General features: G+C 66.1%; 22 protein-coding genes and 1 tRNA gene. 17 read left to right on the plus strand and 6 right to left on the minus strand.

Going from position 1 to position 24,153, the window contains the following annotated elements:
- Nucleotides 1-8: 8 nt before the first annotated feature.
- From E4A53_RS08025 to E4A53_RS08040, 4 genes are all read left to right on the plus strand, one after another.
- Nucleotides 9-2,264, plus strand: a complete 2,256-nt coding sequence (locus E4A53_RS08025) for a TonB-dependent receptor (RefSeq protein ID WP_136162567.1) — start codon at nucleotides 9-11, stop codon at nucleotides 2,262-2,264.
- Between the two features lie 74 nt (nucleotides 2,265-2,338).
- Complete coding sequence (locus E4A53_RS08030; RefSeq protein WP_136162568.1) at nucleotides 2,339-3,529, plus strand: DUF819 family protein; 1,191 nt, start codon at nucleotides 2,339-2,341, stop codon at nucleotides 3,527-3,529.
- Between the two features lie 23 nt (nucleotides 3,530-3,552).
- Nucleotides 3,553-4,566 (plus strand): succinylglutamate desuccinylase/aspartoacylase family protein, encoded by a 1,014-nt coding sequence (locus tag E4A53_RS08035; protein ID WP_168694334.1) that lies wholly within the window; start codon nucleotides 3,553-3,555, stop codon nucleotides 4,564-4,566.
- Between the two features lie 98 nt (nucleotides 4,567-4,664).
- Entirely contained in the window at nucleotides 4,665-5,717 is a 1,053-nt protein-coding gene (locus E4A53_RS08040; protein WP_136162570.1) for a trans-3-hydroxy-L-proline dehydratase, read from the plus strand.
- Here E4A53_RS08040 and E4A53_RS08045 read toward each other — a convergent pair.
- A complete protein-coding gene (locus E4A53_RS08045; protein ID WP_206366272.1) occupies nucleotides 5,693-6,166 on the minus strand; it encodes an Lrp/AsnC family transcriptional regulator in 474 nt (157 codons plus the stop codon). The genes E4A53_RS08040 and E4A53_RS08045 overlap by 25 nt on opposite strands.
- Before the next feature lie 126 nt (nucleotides 6,167-6,292).
- Here E4A53_RS08045 and alr point away from each other — a divergent pair, with 126 nt between their 5' ends.
- Genes alr through E4A53_RS08060 form a run of 3 tightly spaced genes read left to right on the plus strand, consistent with a single transcriptional unit; the run spans nucleotide 6,293 to nucleotide 9,062 of the window.
- Nucleotides 6,293-7,429 (plus strand): alanine racemase, encoded by a 1,137-nt coding sequence (alr, locus tag E4A53_RS08050; protein WP_338054987.1) that lies wholly within the window; start codon nucleotides 6,293-6,295, stop codon nucleotides 7,427-7,429.
- On the plus strand, nucleotides 7,426-8,679 hold the full coding sequence (locus E4A53_RS08055) for a D-amino acid dehydrogenase (protein WP_136162573.1): 1,254 nt from the start codon (nucleotides 7,426-7,428) through the stop codon (nucleotides 8,677-8,679). The genes alr and E4A53_RS08055 overlap by 4 nt, the downstream gene beginning before the upstream one ends.
- A 35-nt stretch (nucleotides 8,680-8,714) precedes the next feature.
- Nucleotides 8,715-9,062 carry a RidA family protein gene (locus tag E4A53_RS08060; protein WP_136162574.1) on the plus strand — a complete coding sequence of 116 codons (348 nt, stop codon included), beginning with the start codon at nucleotides 8,715-8,717 and terminating at the stop codon, nucleotides 9,060-9,062.
- A gap of 54 nt (nucleotides 9,063-9,116) precedes the next feature.
- Here E4A53_RS08060 and E4A53_RS08065 read toward each other — a convergent pair.
- Nucleotides 9,117-9,205: transfer RNA gene (locus E4A53_RS08065), tRNA-Leu, on the minus strand.
- A gap of 277 nt (nucleotides 9,206-9,482) precedes the next feature.
- Between E4A53_RS08065 and ku the strand changes: the two genes are divergently transcribed.
- From ku to ligD, 3 genes are read left to right on the plus strand one after another with little or no spacing between them, the layout of a single operon-like run.
- Complete coding sequence (gene ku / locus E4A53_RS08070; protein WP_136162575.1) at nucleotides 9,483-10,325, plus strand: non-homologous end joining protein Ku; 843 nt, start codon at nucleotides 9,483-9,485, stop codon at nucleotides 10,323-10,325.
- Nucleotide 10,326: 1 nt separating this feature from the next.
- The gene (locus tag E4A53_RS08075) at nucleotides 10,327-10,818 is read left to right on the plus strand and encodes an MgtC/SapB family protein (RefSeq protein ID WP_136162576.1); all 492 of its coding nucleotides are present in this window, start codon (nucleotides 10,327-10,329) and stop codon (nucleotides 10,816-10,818) included.
- Complete coding sequence (gene ligD, locus E4A53_RS08080; RefSeq protein ID WP_136162577.1) at nucleotides 10,818-13,340, plus strand: DNA ligase D; 2,523 nt, start codon at nucleotides 10,818-10,820, stop codon at nucleotides 13,338-13,340. The genes E4A53_RS08075 and ligD overlap by 1 nt, the downstream gene beginning before the upstream one ends.
- On the opposite strand, the gene E4A53_RS08085 is transcribed toward ligD, so the two are convergent.
- Together E4A53_RS08085 and E4A53_RS08090 are read right to left on the minus strand one after the other, a co-directional pair.
- Nucleotides 13,244-13,996, minus strand: coding sequence for a UdgX family uracil-DNA binding protein (locus E4A53_RS08085; RefSeq protein WP_206366273.1), 753 nt, complete (start codon nucleotides 13,994-13,996; stop codon nucleotides 13,244-13,246). The two genes, ligD and E4A53_RS08085, sit on opposite strands and share 97 nt — an antisense overlap.
- Before the next feature lie 15 nt (nucleotides 13,997-14,011).
- Nucleotides 14,012-14,521, minus strand: coding sequence for a CinA family protein (locus E4A53_RS08090; RefSeq protein ID WP_136162578.1), 510 nt, complete (start codon nucleotides 14,519-14,521; stop codon nucleotides 14,012-14,014).
- A 306-nt stretch (nucleotides 14,522-14,827) separates the two neighbouring features.
- Between E4A53_RS08090 and E4A53_RS08095 the strand changes: the two genes are divergently transcribed.
- On the plus strand, nucleotides 14,828-16,978 hold the full coding sequence (locus E4A53_RS08095) for an AsmA family protein (protein WP_136162579.1): 2,151 nt from the start codon (nucleotides 14,828-14,830) through the stop codon (nucleotides 16,976-16,978).
- A 136-nt stretch (nucleotides 16,979-17,114) separates the two neighbouring features.
- Nucleotides 17,115-17,486, plus strand: coding sequence for a PRC-barrel domain-containing protein (locus E4A53_RS08100; protein ID WP_136162580.1), 372 nt, complete (start codon nucleotides 17,115-17,117; stop codon nucleotides 17,484-17,486).
- Between the two features lie 61 nt (nucleotides 17,487-17,547).
- On the opposite strand, the gene E4A53_RS08105 is transcribed toward E4A53_RS08100, so the two are convergent.
- The gene (locus E4A53_RS08105; RefSeq protein WP_136162581.1) at nucleotides 17,548-18,414 is read right to left on the minus strand and encodes an SDR family oxidoreductase; all 867 of its coding nucleotides are present in this window, start codon (nucleotides 18,412-18,414) and stop codon (nucleotides 17,548-17,550) included.
- 75 nt (nucleotides 18,415-18,489) lie between these two features.
- Nucleotides 18,490-19,539: a beta-1,4-glucuronosyltransferase WelK gene (gene welK, locus E4A53_RS08110; protein WP_136162582.1), complete on the minus strand. Its 1,050-nt coding sequence runs from the start codon at nucleotides 19,537-19,539 to the stop codon at nucleotides 18,490-18,492.
- Between the two features lie 162 nt (nucleotides 19,540-19,701).
- On the opposite strand from welK, the gene E4A53_RS08115 reads away from it, so the two are divergent.
- The 5 genes from E4A53_RS08115 (at nucleotide 19,702) to E4A53_RS14620 (ending at nucleotide 24,143) form a co-directional block, all read left to right on the plus strand.
- Complete coding sequence (locus tag E4A53_RS08115; protein WP_136162583.1) at nucleotides 19,702-20,622, plus strand: EpsD family peptidyl-prolyl cis-trans isomerase; 921 nt, start codon at nucleotides 19,702-19,704, stop codon at nucleotides 20,620-20,622.
- 75 nt (nucleotides 20,623-20,697) lie between these two features.
- Nucleotides 20,698-21,684 (plus strand): UDP-glucuronic acid decarboxylase family protein, encoded by a 987-nt coding sequence (locus E4A53_RS08120; RefSeq protein ID WP_136162584.1) that lies wholly within the window; start codon nucleotides 20,698-20,700, stop codon nucleotides 21,682-21,684.
- 11 nt (nucleotides 21,685-21,695) lie between these two features.
- On the plus strand, nucleotides 21,696-22,916 hold the full coding sequence (locus E4A53_RS08125; RefSeq protein WP_136162585.1) for a glycosyltransferase family 4 protein: 1,221 nt from the start codon (nucleotides 21,696-21,698) through the stop codon (nucleotides 22,914-22,916).
- Nucleotides 22,913-23,893 (plus strand): glycosyltransferase family 2 protein, encoded by a 981-nt coding sequence (locus tag E4A53_RS08130; RefSeq protein ID WP_136162586.1) that lies wholly within the window; start codon nucleotides 22,913-22,915, stop codon nucleotides 23,891-23,893. Before E4A53_RS08125 ends, E4A53_RS08130 begins: the two co-directional genes overlap by 4 nt.
- Before the next feature lie 76 nt (nucleotides 23,894-23,969).
- Nucleotides 23,970-24,143: a hypothetical protein gene (locus E4A53_RS14620; protein WP_168694335.1), complete on the plus strand. Its 174-nt coding sequence runs from the start codon at nucleotides 23,970-23,972 to the stop codon at nucleotides 24,141-24,143.
- Nucleotides 24,144-24,153 lie beyond the last annotated feature (10 nt).

Below are 24,153 nucleotides of genomic sequence, written 5' to 3' on the forward strand. Positions count from 1 at the left end.
GTTCTAAAATGACTCGATTTCATCTTTCGAGCAAATCGACAGTCCGCCTTTCCTTGATCGCATCCGTCGGGGCGACCGCCTTGGCCGCGGCTTCGCCTGTGCATGCGCAAATGGAGGAAGCGGCTGGTGTATCCTCCTCGATTGGCGGTGGCGATATCGTCGTCACGGCCCAGCGCAAGGAAGAGAATATCCAGAAGGTGCCCGTCGCCATCACCGCCTTTTCCGGTGACGCCGTCGAGCAGATGGGGTTCCAGCGCCCGGTCGACGTGATCTCTCAGGTTCCCAACATGAACTTCCAAGGCCCGTTCGGCGACGTCGGCGTGCCAATCGTCGGCATCCGGGGCGTACAGCTCTATGATTATGGCGATGCCAACGAATCCTCGGTCGCGATGTATATCGACGACGTCTACATGGGCACCATCTCCGCCACTACCGGCCAGATCTTTGACGTCGAGCGTGTGGAGGTCCTGCGCGGCCCGCAAGGGACTCTCTATGGCCGCAACACCACTGGCGGCGTCATTGCTTTCGTGTCGCGCAAGCCGACGGACTATCTTAGCGGGTCGGCAAGCGCCCAATACGGTTCCTACAATCAGGTCGTGGTGCAGGGCGCCATCAGCGGACCGCTGTCCGACACCGCCCGCTTCCGCGTCGCCGGCCAGTATAACCGCGACGACGGCTGGCAGAAGAACATGGTCCTCGACCGCCGGAACGCCAGAACCAACGTGGGATCATTGCGCGCCACCCTGGAATTCGACGCGACAGAGGACTTTCTACTGACTGCTTCGGCGCACTATACCCGTTCGAACGGCACCAATCAGCAACAGGTCTTCCGCGGCACTCAAGATCCGAACAATACCAGCGTCCGCTGTTCCGACGCGCAGATCCTGACAAACCTCTGTTCCAACCAGGCCGGCTTCGTAAACCCGAACCCGAAGCCAGGAAGGATTTATTCCAACCAGGACAATCTGCGGAACGATCTGGAAGTATGGGGCGGCTATCTGCGCGCCGACTGGCAGCTCGCCGACAATCTGAAGCTGACCTCGATCACCGCGTATGAGGACGTCAACAAGTTCGTCCGTGAAGATGCCGATGCGTCAGCCAACTCAGGTGGGAACGACTATGTAGAGGCATATTCGGCCGATACGTGGCAGCTTACCCACGAAACCCGCCTCGCCGGCGAGGGTTCGGGCTATGACTGGGTTGCCGGTGTGTTTTACTATCGCGATCACAAGTTCGTGACGAGCGCTTTCGAAGCGTTCCAGGACGGAACTTATGCGACGGTGAACGACAAATCCTGGGCGCTGTTCGGCCAGGCCAACTTCGAAGTCGCTCCGCGCCTGCGCGGCATTCTGGGCGTGCGCTATACCGAAGAGACGCGAACGCTCGAAAATCTGGTCGCGGTGAGTGGGGCCGTTGTCGGAACCACGCAGGGCACCCCCTATTTCCAGACCTCGGGCGCGGTGACGGCGAAGGAAACCACCGGCCGGGTCGGCCTGGAATGGCAGGCAAACGACAATACGCTGGTCTATGCGACGGTATCGACCGGCTTCAAGAGCCCGGTCTACAACACGACGACTGTATCCAACCAGAACGCGGTCGGGCCGGTTGGCGCGGAAAAGATCACCGCATACGAACTGGGTTCCAAACTGCGTTTCGCAGACGGCAATGCCACGCTGAATCTCGCGACTTTCTATTATGATTATCGCGGCATTCAGATGGTCGGAACGGAACCCGGCGTAAACGGCGCACCGACCAGCCGCTTCACCAACCTCGGAGATGCCAACATCTACGGGCTGGAGGCGGAGTTCTGGGCACGCCCGACATCGAATTTCGAACTTCGCTTCAGCGGAGCTTTCCTTCACACCAAGATCAAAGCTGGACCTGGCGTTCTGGTGACCGGAACCCCGGTTGACGGAAAGCGCCTTTCCAACGCGCCGTCGTTCAACGCCAGCGCGATGATCCGCTACACGCTGCCTCTAGATATACCTGGGGAACTTGCGTTGCAGGCGGATGGCCGATTCCAGACGAAAGTTTATTTCGGACCCGACAACCAACTGCTTGAAAGCCAAGGCTCCTACGCCGTTGCCAACTTCCGGATCTTCTGGAAAGCGCCGCAGGACAAATTCGAAATCTCGGCTTTCGTCGAAAACGCCTTCAATAAGGCCTACTTAGTCCACACGTTCAACGATCCCGGTGTCGATGTCGACCACCTGCTCTACGGTCGTCCGCGCTGGATGGGCGTAAAGCTCGCCATGAATTTCTGATCTGCTGTCGTGAAGGCTGGAAGCGGCTTTTGATATAAGCCGCCTCCGGCTCCCTTCCTGCGGATATACCATCTATGCCTCTTCAAGATCCGATGATGGTTGCGGCGGTCTGCTGCTTGATCGCTGGAGCCGTGATGTGGGCAGCGGAAAGCCGTTACGGCAGGCGCTTCTTCGCGGTCGTGCCGCCAATCCTGCTGCTCTGCTACGTCCCGGCGATTTTCGGTTCTCTCGAAATCCTGCCGCGCCAATCCGACGCCTATGACTGGATGGCCCAGTATCTGCTGCCCTTCGGTCTGTTTCTCCTCGTAGTCACAACCGACATCCCGGCGATATTCCGGCTAGGATGGCCGGTATTGGTGGTAATGCTCGTCGGCTCCGCCGGAGTCATGGCGGGGGCGATCCTGTCCTATTACCTTGTTCGCAGCTTCCTGCCCACCGATGCGTGGACGGTATTCGTCGCGATTACCGGAAGCTGGATAGGCGGCGGCAGCAACTTCGCGGCGCTACGCGAAGCGGTCGCGATGCCAGATCGCCTCACCGGTCCGGCCATCGTTGTCGACGCGACGGTCGGGTATATTTGGCTCGGGATCGTGCTGTTCATGGCCCGGCATCAGGACTGGGTGCGCCGTTTCTACGAACCGAGAGAGCTGGAATCTCACGTCGACGACGCGACGGCTGAGGTTGAGCAGAGCCCGGTCTCGGCAGAACAGCTGGTAATATTGATCGCAGTTGCGCTGCCCGTGGCGGTCGGCTGCATGTGGGCAGGCTCCGCATTGTTCTCGGCGATCAGCGATACCCTGCACACGATGCCCGCAATGCAGGGCGTGCTCTCCGCCTACACGTTCGGCATTCTCGCGGTGACGCTATCGGCTATCCTGCTGTCCTTCACTCCGTTGCGCAAGTTGGAGCGCTTTGGAGCGACCCCTGTTGGCTACGCTACACAGTTCATTTTCTTCACATCGCTCGGCGCGCAGGCGGATATTGCTGCAATCCTAGAGCTTCCGGTCTTATTGCTCGCCGGGATATTGTGGATCGGAGTTCACATCCTGTTCCTGGCTATCATCAGCAGGGCGCTGCGTACCCCTCTTTACGTGCCGGCGATCGCTTCGATTGCAAATGTCAGCGGCCCTTCGGTCGCAGCAATCGTCGGCGCAGAATATGGCAAGAACCTCGCTGCGCTGGGCCTTCTTCTAGGCTTGCTCGGAAATCTTCTAGGGACCTGGGCGGGGCTTGGCATCGCGTTGCTGTTCCGCTTTGTTGGATAGTTTTCGTTATGGGAGTTTCAAGAATGGAAATCGCGGGTAAGGCGTTCGAACGCGGAACCAAGACGACCTTTGATCTGGCCGTCGGCGAAACGGCGCTGCGAGAGGTGACTGTGCCGGTGACCGTCATCTGTGGGCATCAGGACGGGCCGACCATCGCGGTCACGGCGGCTTGCCACCCCATGGAACTGAACGGCGTCCTTACCGCCATCCGCCTGGTCGAGCGCATCGAACCAGTTGACCTGTCCGGAACCGTCCTGATCGTCCATGTGCAGAATGTCATGGGCTTCGAACACAAGCGCGGCCATGCATCTCCGCTGGACGGCGTCAACTTCGGCAAGGCCTTCCCAACCGGCATCAAGGTCGAGGGAACAGGCAACGTCTCGCATCAGGGGCTTTCGCTGAGCTTCTCGAGCGCGGATACGATATTCCGCCAAATCATCAAGCAAGCCGACATGCTGATCGACCTCCACGGCGGCGAATTGTTCGAGTCTCTTAAGGAGAATATCGAGATTCTGACCGTCGCGGACGACGAGACAAATCGGCGCACCCGTGAAATGGCGCGGGCCTTTGGTTTCGATCTCATCTGGGAAGTCCCGCAAGGCAGCATACCGGAAATGCCAAGCTACCCCGAACGTGGCAACGCGGTGATGGAAGCTATGAAATCCGGCATCCCGGCGGTATTTTGCGAAGTCGGCAGCGAAGGGCGGCTCGAGGAAGCACTGGTCGAGAAAACCATCGCCGGAATCCTCAATGTCATGCGAACCTACCACATGCTGCCAGGCGACGCTGTTAAGACCAACGCTAGGGTCCTGATTGGCGGCCATGTTCTCTTCTCTTCGCGCGGCGGACTTTTTCTTAACCGCGCGGTCGCCGGCCAGGAGGTAGAAAAAGGCGAAATCCTAGGCGAAATCGTCAACCTCAAGGGCAAGACTGTAGAAGAGATCCGCTCTCCAAACCATTGCATGGTCTCCAACACCATCACGCTGGCTATCACTAATCCCGGGGATATGCTCTATGTGCTTGGCAACATCGTCTAGTCACGCACGATAGAAGAGGTACCCCCCTTCTCTCACAGATTCCCGTTGCTATCTCCGTACCGACTTGGCACGGACCGGAAGATAGGGAGACAGCACGCATGCGCAGCGACAGGACCATCCACATCGTCGGTTGCCATGCGGAAGGGGAGGTCGGCGACGTCATCGTCGGCGGCGTCGCCCCGCCGCCGGGCGATACGCTGTGGGCGCAGTCGCGCTTCATCGCCCGCGACGAAACGCTGCGCAACTTCGTGTTGAACGAACCGCGCGGCGGCGTCTTCCGCCACGTCAACCTGCTCGTCCCGCCGAAGAACCCGAAGGCGCAAATGGGCTGGATCATCATGGAGCCGGCCGACACCCCGCCGATGTCCGGCTCCAATTCGATATGCGTCGCGACAGTGCTGCTCGATACGGGCATCATCCCGATGCAGGAGCCCGAAACCCATATGGTGCTGGAGGCGCCGGGCGGCCTGGTCGAGGTCCGCGCCGAATGCCGCAACGGCAAGGCGGAGCGGATCCACGTCCGCAACGTCCCCTCCTTCGCCGACCGGCTCGCCGCGCCGCTGGAGGTGCCCGGCCTCGGCACCCTCACCGTCGACACCGCCTATGGCGGCGACAGCTTCGTCATCGTCGACGCCCATGCGCTGGGCTTCCGCATCGCGCCGGACGAGGCGCAAGACCTCGTCGACGTCGGCATCCGCATCACCGCCGCCGCCAACGCCCAGCTTGGCTTCACCCATCCCGAAAACCCGGACTGGGCGCATATCTCCTTCTGCCAGATCGCGGCGCCGGTCGCGCGCGAGGGCGACGCGCTGGCCGCCGCCAATGCCGTCGTCATCCAGCCGGGCAAGATCGATCGGTCACCGACCGGAACCGGCTGTTCGGCGCGGATGGCGGTGCTTCATGCGAAAGGCGAGATGCAGGTCGGCGAACGCTTCATCGGCCGGTCGATCATCGGCAGCGAATTCCATTGCCGCATCGATGCGGCGCTGACCGTCGGCGGCAAGCCGGGGATCAGCCCGATCATCTCCGGTCGCGCCTGGATCACCGGCACCCAGCAGCATCTGCTCGATCCGGCGGACCCGTTCCCCGCCGGCTACCGGCTCGCCGACACCTGGCCGATGCCGCGTCAGCCGGCGGCGTCGCGCGGCTGAGCCTTCGGCTCCGGCCGCAGCACGCTGCGCATCGCGATGCTCGAATGGATGCGCTCAACGCCGGGCAGCCGTGACAATATGTCCTTGTGGATCGCCTCATAGGCGGCGGCGCTCGGCGCGACCGCGCGCAGGATATAATCGGCGTCGCCGGTCATCAGGTAGCATTCCTGGATTTCGGGGTGCCGACGCACCGCCGTCTCGAACCGGTTCAGATATTCCTCGGTCTGCCGTTCCAGCGTGATGCGGACGATCGCGGTCACCCCATGCCGCTCCGGTCCGGCGAGGATCGCGGTATACCCCCGGATCACCCCGCTCTCTTCCAATATCCTGACCCGGCGCAGGCAAGCGGACGGCGACAGGCCCACCGCCGCCGCCAGCGCGCTGTTGGACAGCCGCCCGTCGAGCCGCAGCAAGCGGATGATGTTGCGGTCGATCGCATCGATCGTCACAATAATCTTCTACTCTACTCGCATGATATGGTGATCCGGCACCGTAATATGCATCAATTTGCGCTACAATCGTAAAAAATTCGAACGGCGGCGCGATAAGATCACGGCTGTGAGAGGATGCCTGCATTGAGCGACAGCGATTCGGCGATGGCCGGTGGGTGCCTGACAATCTCCCTCGGCGCGCTGCGGGCCAATTACCGCCTGATCGCCGCGCGCGTCGCCCCGGCGCGCGCCGCCGCCGTCGTCAAGGCCGACGGCTACGGCCTCGGCGCCCTGCATGTCGCGCCGGTTCTGGCGGCGGAGGGCTGCCGGGACTTCTTCGTCGCCCATCTGGCCGAGGCGATCGCGCTGAAAACCGCCCTCCCCACTAACGCCCGCCTGTATGTGCTGAACGGCCTGCAGCCGGGCAGCGAGACCGCCTGCATCGCCGCCGGCGCGATTCCGGTGCTCAATTCGCTCGATCAGGCACGGCGCTGGCAGGCGGCGGCGCGCGGGTCCGGCAACCCGCGCGATGCGGTCGTGCAGGTCGACAGCGGCATGTCACGCCTCGGCATGACGCCGGCGGAGGCCGGGACGCTGGCCGGTGACGCCGATTTCCGCGCCGCCGTGCCGGTCGTGCTGTTGATGAGCCATCTCGCCTGCGCCGACACGCCGGACCACCCGGCCAACGAAGCGCAGCGGCGCAATTTCGCGGCAGCGGCGGCGCTGTTTCCCGGCGTGCCGCTGTCGCTCGCCAATTCCGGCGGCAGTTTCCTCCCCACCGATTTTCACCTGGCGCTGGTCCGCCCCGGCGTCTCGCTCTACGGCGCCGCGCCGAACGATGCCGCCCCCAACCCGATGCGGCCGGTCGTCGCCCTCGACGCGCGGGTCATCCAGGTCCGCACCATCCCGGCGGGCGCCGGCGTCGGCTACGGCATGACCTTCACCGCCGACCGAGAAACGCGGATCGCGACGATCGCCGCCGGCTATGCGGACGGCCTGCCGCGCGCGCTCGGCAATCGCGGCGCCGCCTATTACAACGGCGTCCGCCTGCCGATCGCCGGCCGCGTGTCGATGGACAGCATCACCCTCGACGTGACGGCGCTGCCGCCGGGCACGCTGAAACTCGGCGACCGAGTGGAACTGATCGGCCCGCACCAGTCGCTCGACCAGCTCGCCGCGGATGCCGGCACGATTTCCTATGAGATTCTCACCAGCCTCGGCCACCGCTACCACCGCGTCTACCGCGACAGCGAACCGCCGGCAGCATCGGGGGCAGCATGAAGATCGCGGTTCTGGGCAGCGGCGTCATCGGCGTCACGTCGGCCTATTATCTGATGAAGGCGGGGCACGAGGTGACGGTGATCGACCGTCAGGGCGGCCCGGCGCTCGAAACCAGCTTCGCCAATGCCGGAGAGGTTTCGCCCGGCTATTCCTCGCCCTGGGCCGCGCCCGGCATTCCCCACAAGGCGATCAAATGGTTGATGATGCGGCATCCGCCACTGATCCTGCGGCCGAAGCCAGATGCGGAGATGCTGCGCTGGCTGCTGGCGATGCTGCGCAACTGCACTAGCGCGCGCTACGCGGTGAACAAGGCGCGGATGGTCCGGCTCGCCGAATACAGCCGCGACATGCTCGACGCGCTGCGCCGGGACACCGGCATCCGCTATGACGAGCGGATGCAGGGCACGCTGCAGGTGTTCCGCACCCAGAAGCAGCTCGACGATATCGCCAAGGACGTCGCCGTGCTTCAGGCGGGCGGCGTGCCGTTCGAGGTGCTCGACGTCGCCGGCTGCGTCGCCGCCGAACCGGGGCTGGCCGCGTCCCGCCACAAGCTGGTCGGCGGGTTGCGCCTGCCGCACGACGAAACCGGCGACTGCTTCATGTTCACCAACGCGCTGGCGGCGCTGGCGGCACAGGGCGGCGTCACTTTCCTCCACGATACCGCGATCACCGGAATGGATGTGTCCGGCGGCCGGATCGACGGGGTCAGGACCGATCGCGGCACGATCATCGCCGACCGCTACGTGCTGGCGCTCGGCAGCTATTCGGCGGCGATGGTCCGGCCGCTCGGCATCCATCTGCCGGTCTACCCCATCAAGGGCTATTCGATCACCGCGCCGATCGTCGACCCGGCGATCGCCCCGGTGTCGACGCTGATGGACGAAAGCTACAAGATCGCGATCACCCGGCTCGGCGACCGCATCCGCGTCGGCGGCATGGCAGAGATTTCCGGCTTCAACCACGCCCTGCCCGAACGGCGCCGCGAGACGCTGGCCTTCTCGGTCGGGGATCTGTTCCCAGGCGCCGGCGATCTTGCCGCCGCCAGCTTCTGGTCCGGCCTCCGCCCGATGACGCCGGACGGCACGCCGGTGATCGGCGCCACCCGCTACGCCAACCTGTATCTCAACACCGGCCACGGCACGCTGGGCTGGACGATGGCCTGCGGCTCCGGCAGGGTGATCGCCGACATCGTCAGCGACCGCAAGGCCGACATCGAAACCGCCGACCTCGCCATCGCCCGCTACCGCTGACCGCCTTCCCCTCCCCCCAAAGCAAAGGATTGCCCATGACCATCCGCCGCATCGAATCCGGCCCGCGCATGAGCCAGGCCGTCGTCCACGGCGACACCGTCTACCTCGCCGGCCAGGTCGGCGCGCCGGGCAAGAGCGTGACCGAGCAGACGCAGGCTGTCCTCGCCAGCGTCGAGCGCGTGCTGGCCGAAGCGGGCAGCAGCAAGGCGAATATCCTGTCGGCGACGATCTGGCTCGCCGACATGGCCGACTTCGCCGAGATGAACGCGGTGTGGGACGCCTGGGTCGACGGCAAGGACGCCCCCGCCCGCGCCACCGGCGAGGCGAAGCTGGCAACGCCGGACTACAAGGTCGAGATCATCGTCGTCGCCGCGCGCGGCTGACCCGGCAAGGCGCGCCGGGCACCGGTCCGGCGCGCCGCGCTCGAACATCGGGTATGGTACGGGTGGTCGGACTCGAACCGACATTCCGATCACTCGGAGGCGGATTTTGAGTCCGCTGCGTCTACCAATTCCGCCACACCCGCATGCCGGCCCGGCACGCACACGGCCCTGAAACGGCGCGGCGCCCCCTATAAGAGAGCGGTTGGATCATTTCCAGCGCGATATTCACCGCCTTCGATCTTCGCGATTTCCGATCTCTCGCCATAGTCTGCTTCGCTACGCCGTAGATCAGCTTTTGGGGGCAGTTCGGCTATCCGCCTGACGCGCCGACCTTGTCGAACCCCAGAGTCTTCAGCACAGGACCCGACCCAGTCAGGGAACCAAATGCCGGCGAGCGACCTTCAACAGCGGAGGTTTCTCATGGCGGCACGCGCATATTGGCAGGGGCAGATCCGGCTGGCGCTGGTTTCCATTCCCGTGGAGATCTACCCGGCGACGAAGTCGGGCGCTGCGATCCAGTTCCGGCAGATCCACGAGCCAAGCGGCAAGCGGATTCATTACGAAAAGGTCGTGCCCGGCGTCGGCCCGGTCGACCGCGACGAGATCGTCAAGGGCTATGAGATCGCCAAGGGCAATTACGTCCTGCTCGACGAGGAAGAGATCGAGGCGGTCAGGATCGAGAGCCGCAAGACGCTGGAGCTGGTCCAGTTCGTCGAGGCGCACGAGATCGATGTGCTCTATTACGAGAAACCCTATTTCGTGGTGCCGGCCGACGACCTCGCCGAGGAAGCCTATGTCGTGCTGCGCGACGCGCTGCGGCAGACGCGGAAAGTCGGGCTCGGCCAGCTTTCCGCCCGCGGCCGCGAGCAACTGGTGTCGATCAAGCCGTGCGGGCGCGGCCTCGTCATGGAGGTGCTGCGCTACGCCGACGAAGTGCACAAGGCGCAGGGCTATTTCCGCGAGATCGACGATATCGAACCGGAAGCCGACCTGCTCGACCTGGCGACGACGCTGATCGACAAGAAGACGGCGCCGTTCAAGCCCGCCGAGTTCCACGACCGCTATGTCGACGCGCTCCACCGCCTGATCGAGAAGAAGAGCAAAGCGCGCGGCAAGCGCATCCTGGAGGATGTCGAGGAGCCGGCGCGGGGCACCGGCAATGTGATCGACCTGATGGCCGCGCTCAAGAAATCGGTCGGCGAAAGCGCGCCGACGGCCCGCAAGCGCGCGGCAAAACCAACCCCGCGCCGCAAACGCGCCTGACATGGTGCTCAATCCGGAAACGCCGCTGCATCTGCTCGACGGGCCGGTGCTGCTGCGGCTCGGCGTGGCGGCGCTGCTCGGCCTGCTGCTGGGCCTCGACCGGGAACTCAAGGGCCATTCGGCCGGCTTGCGGACGCATGGCATCATCTGCTTCACCGCCGCGCTGATGACGATCAGCGCCATCGCGCTGTTCCATCAGCTCGGCGGCGCCAACGGCCGGGTCGATCCATTGCGCATCCTGGAAGCATCGGCGGCGTTCACCGGCATCATCGCCGCCGGCCTGATCGTGGTCAGCAAAGGGGAAGTACGCAACCTGACCACCGCCGCGCACATCTGGCTGGCCAGCATGGTCGGCATCGCCTGCGGCGCCGCGCAATGGCCGCTGGTCGCGAGCGCGGTCATCGTCGCCGTCATCATGCTGACGCTGCTGGGCCTGGTCGAGCGACGCTGGCTGAAGCCGATCGAGCGGCACCATCGCACGGGGCCGGAGTGATGGCCGGGCCGGATCCGCTCGCCCGCTACAATGCCAGGCGCGACTTCGCCAAAACCGCCGAACCGGCGGGCAGGCGCGCCCGCAGCGCCGGCGGCGATCTTTTCGTCGTCCAGAAGCACGACGCCACCCGGCTGCACTGGGATTTCCGGCTGGAAGTCGACGGCGTGCTGAAAAGCTGGGCGGTGACCAAGGGGCCGAGCCTGGACCCGGACGACAAGCGGCTGGCGGTCCGCACCGAGGATCACCCGCTTTCCTACGCACGCTTCGAGGGCACGATCCCCAAGGGCGAATATGGCGGCGGCACGGTGATGCTGTGGGACCAGGGCCGGTGGGAACCGGTAGAGGGCAAGAGCGCCGAGGACATCGACAAGGGCCACCTTCATTTTCGCCTCCACGGCGAGCGGATGAGGGGCGAATGGCTGTTGGTGCGCATGCGCCCGCGCCCCGGCGAAAAGCGCGAGAACTGGCTGCTGCGCAAGATCGAGGATGCGGAGGCCGGGACCGGCGACGCGCTGGTCACGCAGGGTTTGGCCAGCGTGCTCACCGGGCGGACGATGGCGCAGATCGCCGCCGACAAGGCGGGATCGCAGTCCTTGCGGGGAAAGAAGGGCGCAGCCTTCGACACGGCGATGCGCGCTGCCGCGAAGCATAATGCGCTGGCCGGAAAGGTCGGGCGTGCCGGCGCGCAGCGCGGTCGGTCGAAAGCGGCGGCGCCGCTTCCCCGTTTCCGGCCCGTCCAGCTCGCCACACTCGTCGATGCGGTGCCCGCCGGCAATGGCTGGATGCACGAGATCAAATATGACGGCTACCGGCTGCTCGCCGCCGTGAAGGGCGGCACGGTCCGTCTCCATACTCGTACCGGTCTCGACTGGACGGAGCGCTTCGCGCCGATCGCCGATGCGCTGGCGGCGCTGGATTTGCCCGCCGCGCTGATCGACGGCGAGGCAGTGGCGCTGGACGCCGACGGCAACCCCGACTTCTCGTCCCTGCAAGCGGCGCTGAAGGACGGAAAGGCAGCAAATCTGGCCTATTTCGCCTTCGACCTGCTCTCGCTTGCCGGCGAGGACCTGACGCCGCTGCCCAATATCGAGCGCAAGGAACGACTGGAAGCACTGCTGGCGGCTGCGACCGCGCCGATCCATGTCGCCGATCATGTCATCGGCGCCGGCGAGACGCTGCTGAGCGCCCTGTGCTGCACCGGGCAGGAAGGGATCATCGCCAAGCGCGTCGAGGCGACCTATCGCGCCGGGCGCGGCCGCAACTGGGTGAAGGTCAAGTGCACGCGCCGCCAGGAATTCGTCATCATCGGCTGGATACAAAGCCGCGCGAAGGCACGGCCGTTCGCGTCGCTGCTGCTCGCACAGTGGCAGGACGGCCGGCTCACCTACAAGGGCAAGGTCGGCACCGGCTTCGATGACCGGACATTGGCCGAACTCGCCGATGCGCTTGTTCCGCTGGCGCGCCGCTCCGCCCCCGCCGAGGTGCCGCGCGCGGAAGCGCGCGGCGCGCATTGGGTGGAACCGTCGCTCGTCGCTGAAATCGCCTTTGCGGAGCTGACCGCCGACGAGCGCGTGCGCCACGGCAGCTTCATCGGCCTCAGGCAGGACAAGGAGGCGACACAGGTGATACCCGAACAGCCGGCCCCCGCCCCCCGTGGCGCCAGTGCGATCGCGATCACCAACCCGGACCGGGTGATCTTTCCGGACAATGGCGGCACCAAGGGCGATCTCGCCGCCTATTACGAGGCGATCGCACCGCTGATGCTGCCCTTTGCCGCCAATCGTCCGGTCAGCCTGGTGCGCTGCCCGCAGGGGCGTGCGAAGAAATGCTTCTTCCAGAAGCACGACAGCGGCGCGTTCGGCCCGCACGTCCACCATGTCCCGATCGTCGAGAAGGATGGCGGAACAGAGAATTATCTGTTCATCGACGATGCGGACGGCATCCTCGCATGCGTGCAGATGGGCGCGATCGAGTTTCACGGCTGGGGCGCGAAGGCCGGCGACGTCGAAAGACCGGACCGCATGATTTTCGATCTCGACCCCGACGAGGGATTGGGATTCGATACGGTAAAGCGCGCGGCAGAGGATATCCGCCGGCAGCTCGCCGATCTGGGGCTGGTCAGCTTCGCGCTGCTGTCGGGCGGCAAGGGCGTCCACGTCGTCGTGCCGCTGACGCCGGGGCATGACTGGGATACCCACAAGGATTTCGCCAGGCGCTTCGCGGAAGCGCTGAGCATCGCCGAGCCGGATCGCTTCGTCGCGACGATGAGCAAGGCGAAACGCAAGGGCCGCATCTTCATCGACTGGCTGCGCAACCAACGCGGCAGCACGGCGATTCTGCCCTATTCCGCCCGCGCACGCGCGGGGGCGCCGGTCGCGGTGCCGATCGGCTGGGGCGCATTGCGCGCTGTGAACGATGCCCGCCCCTACGGCATCGGCGACGCGGCCGGCCTCATCGCCCGCGCGGAGGACAAGGCGCTGCGCGGCTGGGGCTTCGCATCCCAAATCCTGCCGGCGCTCTGATGGTCGGCGCTAGAAGGCCGCCTGCCCGGCCCCCGGCGCAGATCCAGAACGAAAGCCGCCCGTTCCTCCTCATAGCCGCCGTCGGGCCGCAAGCGGAGGAGATAGCTGGGGTGGATCGTTGCAAGCAGCGTGCGTTCGTCCCAGCCGCGGACGCGACCCCGCACATTCTTGAGCGGGAGCCGCGCGCCGATCAACGCGTGAAGCGCCGTCACGCCCAGCGCAACGACGACCCTCGGCTGGACGATCCGGATCTCCTGGCCCAGCCACCAGCGATAATGCGCGACATCACCGGCATTGGGCCGCTGGTGTATCCGGCGCTTGCCCCGCGGCTCGAACTTGAAACGCTTGACAGCGTTGGTCAGAAACAGCGCCGCCGGATCGAGCGCGGCGTCCCGCATGCACTGCTCAAGCAGACGCCCGGCCGGCCCGACAAAGGCTTGTCCCGCCCGGTCCTCCCGGTCGCCCGGCTGCTCCCCCAGCAGGAAAAGCGCCGCATGTTCCGGCCCACGGCCCGGCACGATGCGGTCGCTGAAGCCGGGGCGGGGAGCAGAGTCCCCGTGCAACGCCGCATAGAGTTGCGCCAGATCGGCGAAGCGCTTCTCGCCAAGAGCCAGCCCTTCCGCAACTGGCAGCGCGGGAGGGAGAGCGGTGCCCACCAAAATGCCCGCCGCTCAACCCACCGTCGCGTCGGGCATCGAGTGGGACGCCGGCGCGGATACCGCGTGGATGAGCAGGGTCAGCGCCCCCGCCACCGCGTGATCCAGCACCCGCTGGCGGCCGATATCGCCGAAATGGCATTCCTGGAGAACCGGCGTGCCGCCCCGTGGCACACAGGCAAGATGGACCAGACCGACCTCCTCATCCGCTTCGCGCGGGCCGCAGAAGCCGGTAATGCCAATGGCGATGTCGGCGCGGCTTTTTGCCAGCGCTCCCACCGCCATCGCCTCCGCGACTTCGGAATTGACGGCGTTGCGGCGCTCGGCATCGGCGGGGTCGACACCCAGCACCTCATGTTTCGCCTCGGTCGAATAGACCACGAAGCCGCGTTCGAGATGCGGCCCCAGCCGGACGTCGGCCGCGAGCAATGCGGCAAGCTGGCCGCCCGTGCAGCTTTCAGCCGTTACGAAGGACAGCGTCTTGCCCTTCAACGCCGCAACCAGCCTCGCCGTCGGCTGGGACATTATGTCGTGTCGGGGGGCCATGCGCCGGCCTACCGCGTGGCCATGGCCGCCGGCGGCGGGCCGTCCACGTCCACCCGGCGCGCCAGTCCGGCCCTGCGCGCAGGCACCGCCTGGGGTGCGCCGATGTCGTCCCGTTTCATGTGCAACCTCCCGGTCGCCCGGCCCGCAACCCCATAAACGGCGCAGCGGCGGAGAAGGTTGCGAAGCGCCTTTGCGATACCCGAATTCTTCCCCGCGACGCCCGGCCCGCCGGTGCCCGTGCCTGCCGGCCAAGGAACCTGGAGGAGAGCCGGGGTTTGTCATCCCATGGCCGATGGACCTTCCGCGACTGCCGCGACGGATAGCGAAGCCGTCGATGAGCCGCCTGAACGGGCGGATGCCGCCTCCGCCAGGCGCGGGTGGCCGCGCGCCCTGGTCATCGTGCTGCGTGTGGCAGGCGGCATCCTCCTCACCCTGCTTCTGGCATGGGCGATCCTGTTCATCACCAAGGGACGGTTTCTGAAGGGACCGTTCGAATGGATCACCAGCAAGGCGAGCGGCCGGACGGTGAAGGTCGCCGGCGATTTCCAGTTCTATTTCAATCCGATCAATCTCAAATATCTGTCCGAAGGGCTGACGGTTTCGAACCCGCGCTGGGCCGGCACCGGAAATTTCGCCGAAGTCGGGCGGATCGAGGCTCAGGTCGCGACCGTCACCTTCGTCTTCGGGCGCCGTCGGGTGAACATCCTCGCCCTGCGCGATGCCCGGCTGGACCTGCAATGGGACAAGGCGCGCCGCCGCAATAGCTGGACGTTCAGCGAGGAAAAGGGAGAGCCGCTTGATCTTCCCTTGATCCGCCGGGCGATCGTCGCCGGCACGCAGGTCCGCTATCGCGATCCGCTGATGCGGATTTCAGCCGCGATCGCGGTCGATACGGTCGAGGCCAGCGACACACGTTTCGAGAATGCCATCCGCTTTTCCGGAAACGGAACCGCGCGCGAAACCCCCTTCACCATTTCCGGCGCGCTGCTGACCCCGAACGCCACCGTGCGCGGCGGCATGAACCGCCTGGCCCTGCACGTCCGCGCGGCCCGGACGCGGGCGGACATCACCGGCACTTTGCCGGAAGCGACGCAGATCGAAGGCGCACCGCTCGCCATCGACGTCCAGGGCGCCAACCTGGCGGATGCCTTCTCGGTCGCCGGCATCGCCGTGCCCGACACCCGCCGCTACCGCATCCGCGCGATCATGACCAAGCAGGGCGCGGACTGGCGCTTCACCGGCTTGCGCGGCCGGTTCGGCGACAGCGACCTTGCCGGCCGGCTGACGGTGACGACCGGCGGGCCGCGGCTGATGCTCGCCGCCGATCTCCAGACGCAGACGCTTGATATCGTCGATGCCGGGCCGTTCATCGGCTACAGCCCGGACGCGTCGGCAAGCGGCAAGCTGACCCGGATCGTGGCGGGATCGCCGCGGATCCTGCCGGACGCGCCGCTGCGCACGGAAGCGCTCGGCAATTTCGATGCGAAGGTCGACTGGACGGTCAAGGCCGTGCGCGCGAAGCAATTGCCGATCAGCAACGTGAAGCTCGGCCTCCTTCTCGACGATCGGCTGCTGAAGCTGTCGCCGCTCAATTTCTCAATGGCGCGGGGCACCATAACGTCGGACATCGTGATCGACGCGCGCAACCCCGCGGTCGTCACCGACTACGACGTCCGGCTGTCGCCGACGCCGATGGGCGTGCTGCTGAAGGGTTTCGGGGTCGAGGAATCCGGCACCAGCGGCACGCTGTCCGCCCGCGCGAAAATGCGCGGCACCGGCGATAGCGTGTGGAAATCCCTCGGCACGTCGACCGGGCGCATCGCCGTCATCCTGCCGCGCGGAACATTCTGGACGCGCAACGTCCAGCTGGCCGAACTGGACATCGGCACCTTCATCCAGAAAATGTTCGAAGGGCGGCTGAAGGAGCCGGTGCAGATCAATTGCGGCCTGATCGCCTTCACCGTCCGCAACGGCATCGCGGCAGCGGATCCGATCCTGATGGATACGCAAAAGAACGTGATGCTCGGGCGCGGCGGCTTCAGCTTCCGCAACGAGACGCTCGACCTCGCCTTCCGCGCCGATTCGAAAAAATTCAGCCTGTTTTCCGGGCAATCGCCCGTGGGAATCCAGGGCACCTTCGCCCAGCCGAAGATCGACGTGCTCACCCCGGAACTGCTCAGCCGCGCCGGTGTGGGCCTTGGTCTTGGCGCCGCCAGCGGGCCGCTCACCGCGCTTTTCGCGTTCGTCGACGTCGGCGACGCCAAGGCGGCCGCCTGCGGCCCGGTCCTCGCCGGCGCCACCGCCCAGGCGCAGCGGGACACCAAGGGGCGCCCGCGCGACGACGTCGGCAAGGGCACGACGGCCAAGTCGGAAGACGGCAAGCGCTCACCGCAGGCGCAGGAGAAACAGCGCAAGAAGTTTCTCGGCATTTTCTGATGCCCCGCGCCGGCGCGCGGCACCCTTTTCCGCTCACCACGCAGGAATGGCGCTTCGACGATTAACCCCCCGTCCTGCGGATCGCGGGGCGCGGCGGTGCGTAGCATTTCGTACGAACCGGAAAAGGAACCGACAGATGACTGCTACCGACATCACCCGAGACGAAACCAATCGCCTGATCGCCTCCAGCAAGGTGGAGGGAACCGCCGTCTACAACCACGAGCGGGAAAGGCTGGGCTCCATCTACAATTTCATGGTCGACAAGCGCTCCGGCCAGGCGGAATACGCCGTCCTCCAGTTCGGCGGCGTCCTCGGCCTGGGCAGCGACTACTATCCGCTGCCGTGGGACGTGCTGTCCTACGACACGGGCCAGGGTGGCTACGTCGTCGATCTCGACAAACAGGTGCTGGAAAAAGCGCCGCGCTACGCTGAAAACGCCGAGCCGGCGTTCGATCGCGACTATGGCCGCGAAGTCTATGGCTATTACGGCGTAAACTACCCGTACTAAGCCGGCACTCTGCCTTGGCAATGCGGCTCGGAATCCGATATTTCGAGCCGCATTATCTTTGTCAGAGGATCGGCTTTCCGCCAGTGACGGCAATCGTCGCCCCCGATACGTAGCTCGCCTCGTCGGTCGCGAGCATGACATAGGCCGGCGCCAGCTCCCGGGGCTGGGCGGGCCGGCCGATCGGATAGTTCTTGCCGAAATCCCGGACATGATCCGACGGCATCGTCGACGGGATCAGCGGCGTCCATACCGGTCCCGGTGCCACGCAGTTCACCCTGATGCCCTTCGCCGCCAGCAACTGCGCCAGTCCGCCGGTGAAATTCTGGATCGCGCCTTTCGTCGTCGCATAGGGCAGCAGCGTCTCGTTCGGCATGTCGGCATTGACCGACGTCGTGTTGATGATCGCCGCGCCTTTCTTCATGTGCGGCACAGCCGCCTTGGTTAGGTAGAACATCGCATGGATGTTGACCGCGAATGTCTTTTCCCACTCGCCGTCCGAAATCTCGTCCAGGCTCTTGAAGGTCATCTGATAGGCGGCGTTGTTGACGAGGATGTCGATCCGGCCAAACGCGTCGACCGCCTTGCGGATGATGTCTCGGCAATGGCGCGCGTCGCTGATGTCGCCGGCAACGGTAACGGCCTTCTGCCCCGCCGCCTCGACCAGCGCCGCCGTATCGCGCGCGTCCTCCTCCTCGCAGAGGTAGGATATCAGCACGTCGGCGCCCTCGCGCGCGAAGGCGATCGCGACGGCGCGGCCGATGCCGCTGTCGCCGCCGGTGATGACCGCCTTCTTGCCGCGAAGGCGCCCCGATCCGCGATAGCTGTCTTCACCATGGTCCGGGCGCGGCCGCATTTCCGCCAGCGTACCGGGCACGGCCTGCTGCTGTTCGGGCAAAGGCGGGCGGATATCGTCGACTGAAGCGGCCATCTTCCCCTCTCGCAAGGCGCATCCCGACAATCCGCCAGGGGATATATCGGTTCCGGTGCTCGCCGCAGCGCCGGCCTACCGGGTCCCCTCGCCGTCGATCACGTCGTTCAGCCAGGCGATCAGGCCGCTGCTGTCCGTGGTCGCCACCACCGGCGGGCGGGCGCGCAGTCGGTCGATCGCGGCGCCGAGATCGTCGGTGTCGAGCACCGATTCGATCAGCCCGCGCGCGGCGAAAGCGGCGGTGATCTCCTCCTGATGGTCGTCGTAATGCTCCTTCAGCACCGCGCGGCGCGGCATCGCCACGGTGCGGCAGCCGGCACGCAGCGCGGTGATCAGCGATCCGGTGCCGCCATGGCAGACGACGAACGCCGCATCGCGGAGCAGCGCCTGCACCGCGCCGAAATCCAGGCTCTCGACCAGCTCCACTCCGTCCGGCACCACCGCCGGGCGCGGCCCGTCGCCGATCTGGAGAACGACGCGCTCTGGCAGCCGCCCGCTCGCCTTCAGCGCCAGCACCGTGTCGACCAGCCGGGGAAAGGGCAGCGTCGCGCCGACCGTCGCGAACAGCAGCGGCTGCTTGGCCGGCGCCGGCGTGTCGAGCACCCGCATCGGGTCGAACAGCACCGCGTCGGGCCAATGCGCCTTCAGCTTCGCCGACTGGACGACAACATGGTGGGCGAACGGCCGGGCGATCCGCGCGAATTTCGACGGCGCGTCGAACCGCGCGAACGAATCGATCAGGACGAAGCGCGCGCCGAGCAGCCGCGCCCACAGCGCCACCCAGAACACCGCGCCCGCCCCGGTGCTGACCACGATGTCGGGCCGCTCCCGCCAGACGATCCGGAACGACTGGATCATGTTGACGATCGCGCCGCGCAGCATCGCCAGCGTCCGGCCGACCCGCGCCTGGCCGAGCGCGTAGTGGGCGACGAAGCGCACCGGGTGTTCGCGCGCCAGGCTGCGGCCGAGCGCGGTGTCCTCGGTCACGAAGACGTAGGCGCGGTCCCGCCACACCGGCTCCAGGTCGAGCAACTGGCGCAAATGGCCGCCGCCGGACGCGGCAAGGCAGATGCGGGGGCCGGGGCGCGGCTGCTCGCCGCCCGCGCTGGTCGTCGTCGCGTTCATCGCTCCCCTCTTGCCCGATCGTCGCGCGGATACCATCCAATATCGCGCCGGTTGACAGCCTTAACGCTCTTTTCGTTTTGTCCGTGCATAGCCGCGCCGTATAGCGTCCCACACAGGGACATGATCGGCCCCGCATGCTCGCGCGGCCTTTGAGGAGGGCATATGCACAAGTCAATTGCGCGCGGGCTGATGGCCGGCACGATGCTGCTGGCGCTCGTCGCCTGCGGGAAGAAGGACGCGTCGGAGCAGCTCGAAAAGGGCCAGGTCGTCGCCACCGTCGACGGCAAGGACATCACGATCCACGAGCTGAATACCGAGCTTCAGGACGTCAACATGCCCAGCGGCGATCAGCGCAAGGCGGTCGAGCAGGCCGCGCTGCAGCAGGTCGTCAACCGCCGCATCCTCGCCGACATCGCCCGCGAGCGCGGGCTGGACAAGACGCCGCAATATCTGTTGCAGCAACGCCGCGCCAACGACGCGATCCTGGTCCAGATGCTCCAGCGCTCGATCGCCTCGACGCTGCGCGCACCGACCCGCGACGAAGCGACCAAGTTCATGGCCGACAACCCGGAACGCTTCGCCCAGCGCAAGGTCTACACCGTCGATCAGATCCAGTTCGAAGCGCCGAAGGACCTCGAAATCCTGAAGGCGTACCAGCCGCTGAAGACGCTCGATCAGGTCGCCGTCAAGCTTGACGAGGATCATCTGCGCTTCCGCCGCGGCAGCGGCCAGCTCGACGCGCTCACCGTCCCGCCGCAACTTCTGGCGCAGATCCAGCGCCTGCCGGAGGGGGAGATCTTCATCATCCCGACGCCGCGCGGCATGGTCGCCAACCGCATCACCGCGACCCGGGTCGTGCCGTTCGAGGGCGACGAGGCGCTGAACTTCGCGATGCAGCAGGTGCAGGCCCAGAAGCTGAACGAGCTAGCGACCAAGGAGCTTGACGAAAAGGTCAAGAAGGCGCGCGAGGCGGTCAAGTACCAGCCCGGCTACGCCCCGCCGAAGGGCGCCGCCGACGCCCCGGCCCTGCCCGCGCCGTCGGGCACGCCGTCCGCGGCCGCCAGCCCGGACGCCGCCAAGTAACCAGTTGACGGGCGCGGGCGGCCGGCAAGCCCCCGCGCCCCTGTTTTTTGTACACGCAAGGCAACGGGAAACATCATGGAAAACGCCCGCGACATCGTGGCGAAGCGCGTCCTCGTCACCGGCGGCGCCGGCTTCCTCGGCAGCCATTTGTGCGAGGCGCTGTTGAAACGGGGCAACGAAGTGCTTTGCGTCGACAATTACTTCACCGGTCGCCGCGCCAATGTCGCCCACTTGCTCGAATACCGCAATTTCGAGCTGATGCGGCACGACGTGACCTTCCCGATCTATGTCGAGGTCGACGAGATCTACAATCTCGCCTGCCCGGCCTCGCCGATTCATTATCAGTATGATCCGGTGCAGACGACCAAGACCAGCGTCCACGGCGCGATCAACATGCTCGGCCTCGCCAAGCGCACCGGCGCCAAGATCTTCCAGGCGTCGACCAGCGAAGTTTACGGCGATCCCTCGCAGCACCCGCAGACCGAGGAATATTGGGGCAATGTCAACCCGATCGGCCCGCGCTCCTGCTATGACGAGGGCAAGCGCTGCGCCGAAACGCTGTTCTTCGACTATCACCGCCAGAACAACGTGCGGATCAAGGTCATCCGCATCTTCAACACCTATGGGCCGCGCATGCACCCGAAGGACGGGCGGGTGGTTTCCAACTTCATCATGCAGGCGCTGAAGAACGAGCCGATCACCATCTTCGGTGACGGGCTACAGACGCGCAGCTTCTGCTATGTCGACGACATGATCGACGCATTCCAGCGGCTGATGGCGACGCCGGATGACGTGACCGGGCCGATCAACGTCGGCAACCCCGGCGAATTCACGATGATCGAGTTGGCCGAGCAGGTGATCGCGCTGACCGGCTCGAAATCGACGCTGACCCGCCTGCCGCTCCCCACCGACGATCCGAAGCAGCGCCGGCCGGACATCACCAAGGCCCGCGAGGTGCTGGGCTGGCAGCCGAAGACCGAACTGGCCGAGGGACTGAAACGGACGATCGCCTATTTCGACGCGCTGCTGACCGGATCGAAGCAGGCCGGATCGGCGCTTTGACGGCGGACGCGATGCCGCGGCTCCGCATTCTTGTCATCGCGGTGATCGTCGACGGCACCGATGTCGGCGAAACCTGGTCGGGCTTCCACTGGGTGAAGGCGATGGCGGAGGTGATGGACGTCACCCTGCTGTGCATGCAGCGCCCCGGCCGCACGCCGACCGCCGAGCAGTTGCCCGGCGTCCGGGTGATAAGCTGGCCGGAACCAGCCTTCCTCGGCCGGTTCGAACGGGCACGGGCGATGCTGAAACCGGCCTGGCCGCTGTTCGTCCGCCATGTCCGCCGCTGGCTGACCGATGCGCTGGCGCGCGGCGAGCAATTCGACATCGCCCATCAGCTCCTCCCGCAGGCGATGCGCCATGCCTCGCCGCTGCGCCATTTCGCCCTGCCCTATGTCGTCGGCCCGCTCGGCGGCAGCCTGGCGACCCCCCCGGCTTTCGAACAGGAGGTTGGCGGCGGTGGCGGGCTTGCGCGGCTGCGCGCATTCGACGGTTTCCGCCTGCGCCACGATCCGGCGCTGCGCGCCGGCTATGCCCGGGCCGGCGCGATTCTCGGCGTCGCCCCCTATGTCGGCCGGACACTGGCCGACGCCGGCGTCGCCGTCCGCCGTTTCGAAACCGTGCTCGAACGCAGCGCCGATCCGATCGCCCACGGCACCGGCCGTTCCACCGCAGCCGGCGCCATCCGCCTGCTCCATGTCGGCCGCTGCGTGCGGACCAAGGGGCTGCGCGACGCGGTCCGCGCCCTCGCCCGGCTCGGCGACCTGCCCGGCGTCACCCTGACCAGCGCCGGCGACGGGCCGGACCTCGCCGCCTGCAAGGCGGAGGCGGCGGTGCTCGGCGTCGCCGACCGCGTCGATTTCCTCGGCAAGGTCAGCCGCGACCGGGTCGAACAACTCTACGCCGATCACGACGTGTTCTGCTTCCCCAGCTTCCGCGAGCCGATGGGCGGCGTGTTCTTCGAAGCGTTGCGCTGGGGCCTGCCGGTAATCAGCGCGCGGCGCGGCGGGCCGGAGGCAATCGTCGACGAAAGCTGCGGTATATTGGTCCCCGTCGAAACGCCGGACCAGTTCGCCGCCGCCATCGCCGAAGCGATCCGCGCGCTTGCCGACGACCCGGCCCTGCGCGCCCGTCTCGGAAACGGGGCGCATCGGCGCCTGCAGTCGTTCGGCGCCTGGTCGGACAAGGCGCGCTGGCTTGAATCGCTCTATCGCGAGGTTATCGCCGCGGCATGAGCAGCATTACGGACCAGCAGGCGGCCTGCGCGCTGTCGATCATCATCGTCAGCTACGGCACGCGCGACGACACGCTCGCCTGCCTCGCCAGCCTCTACGCCCATCCGCCGGCGGTGCCGTTCGAGGTGATCCTGTTCGACAACGCCTCGCCGGACGACAGCGTCGCGGCGGTCGCCGCCGCCTATCCGCAGGTCCGGCTGATCGCCAGCCCGGACAATCTCGGCTTCGGCGCCGGCAACAACGCGGCGGCGAAGCTGGCGACCGGCGATCGCATCCTGCTGCTCAATCCGGACACGATCATCCTGCCGCACACCTTCGCCGGACTGATCGATTTCGCTGCCCGCACGCCGGATCGCGGCATCTGGGGCGGGCGCACCCTGTTCGGCGACGGCACGCTCAACCCCACCTCCTGCTGGGCCAGCCTCAGCCTGTGGAGCCTGTTCGTCATCATGAGCGGGCTGACCCGCGCTTTCCCCTACACCCGCCTGTTCGATCCGGAGATCTACGGCGGCTGGCAACGCGACACGGAAAGCGACGTCGACATCGTCACCGGCTGCTTCCTGCTGATCGATCGGCCGCTGTGGGAACGGCTCGGCGGCTTCGACCCGACCTTCTTCATGTATGCGGAGGAAGCGGACCTCTGCCTGCGCGCCCGGCGGCTCGGCGCCCGCCCCGGCATCTCGCCGGCGGCGGAGCTGATCCACCTCGGCGGCCGGTCGGAAACCTCGCGCCCGGACAAGATGGTCAAGATCATGCGCGGCCGCACCACGCTGATGCGCAAGCACTGGTCGCCCGCCGCCTATCGCCTCGGCCTGGCGATGTGCTGGCTGTGGGCGCTGTCGCGGATGCTCGGCTCGCACGTCCTGCCCGGCCGCCGCGACAACCCGCAAAGCTCGCGCGCCGACCGCGCGGTGGTCTGGCAGCGACGGCGCGAATGGCTGGCCGGCTACCCGGACGTCGCCCACGTCAAAGGCTGAACGGCGTCCCGAAACGGCACATTTTCGCGGAACATGCGACTGGAAGGAATGGTAAACAAAGCGTTACCTTCCCTGCATGAAACGTCGCATCGTTCTGACTAACGAGTCAGCCCGTCACCCTTTCCGGCAGAAGCTGCCGCCCTTTCGTGTCGAGCGCGTCGCGCCGGTCGCCGATGACGACAAGGACCTGAAGCTGTTCGTTCTCAGCTTCACCGCCTTCTTCATCGCGATCTACAGCTTCATCGGCTGACACCCCCCGC

This window comes from Sphingomonas flavalba (assembly GCF_004796535.1).
Taxonomy (GTDB): Bacteria; Pseudomonadota; Alphaproteobacteria; order Sphingomonadales; family Sphingomonadaceae; genus Sphingomonas_L; species Sphingomonas_L flavalba.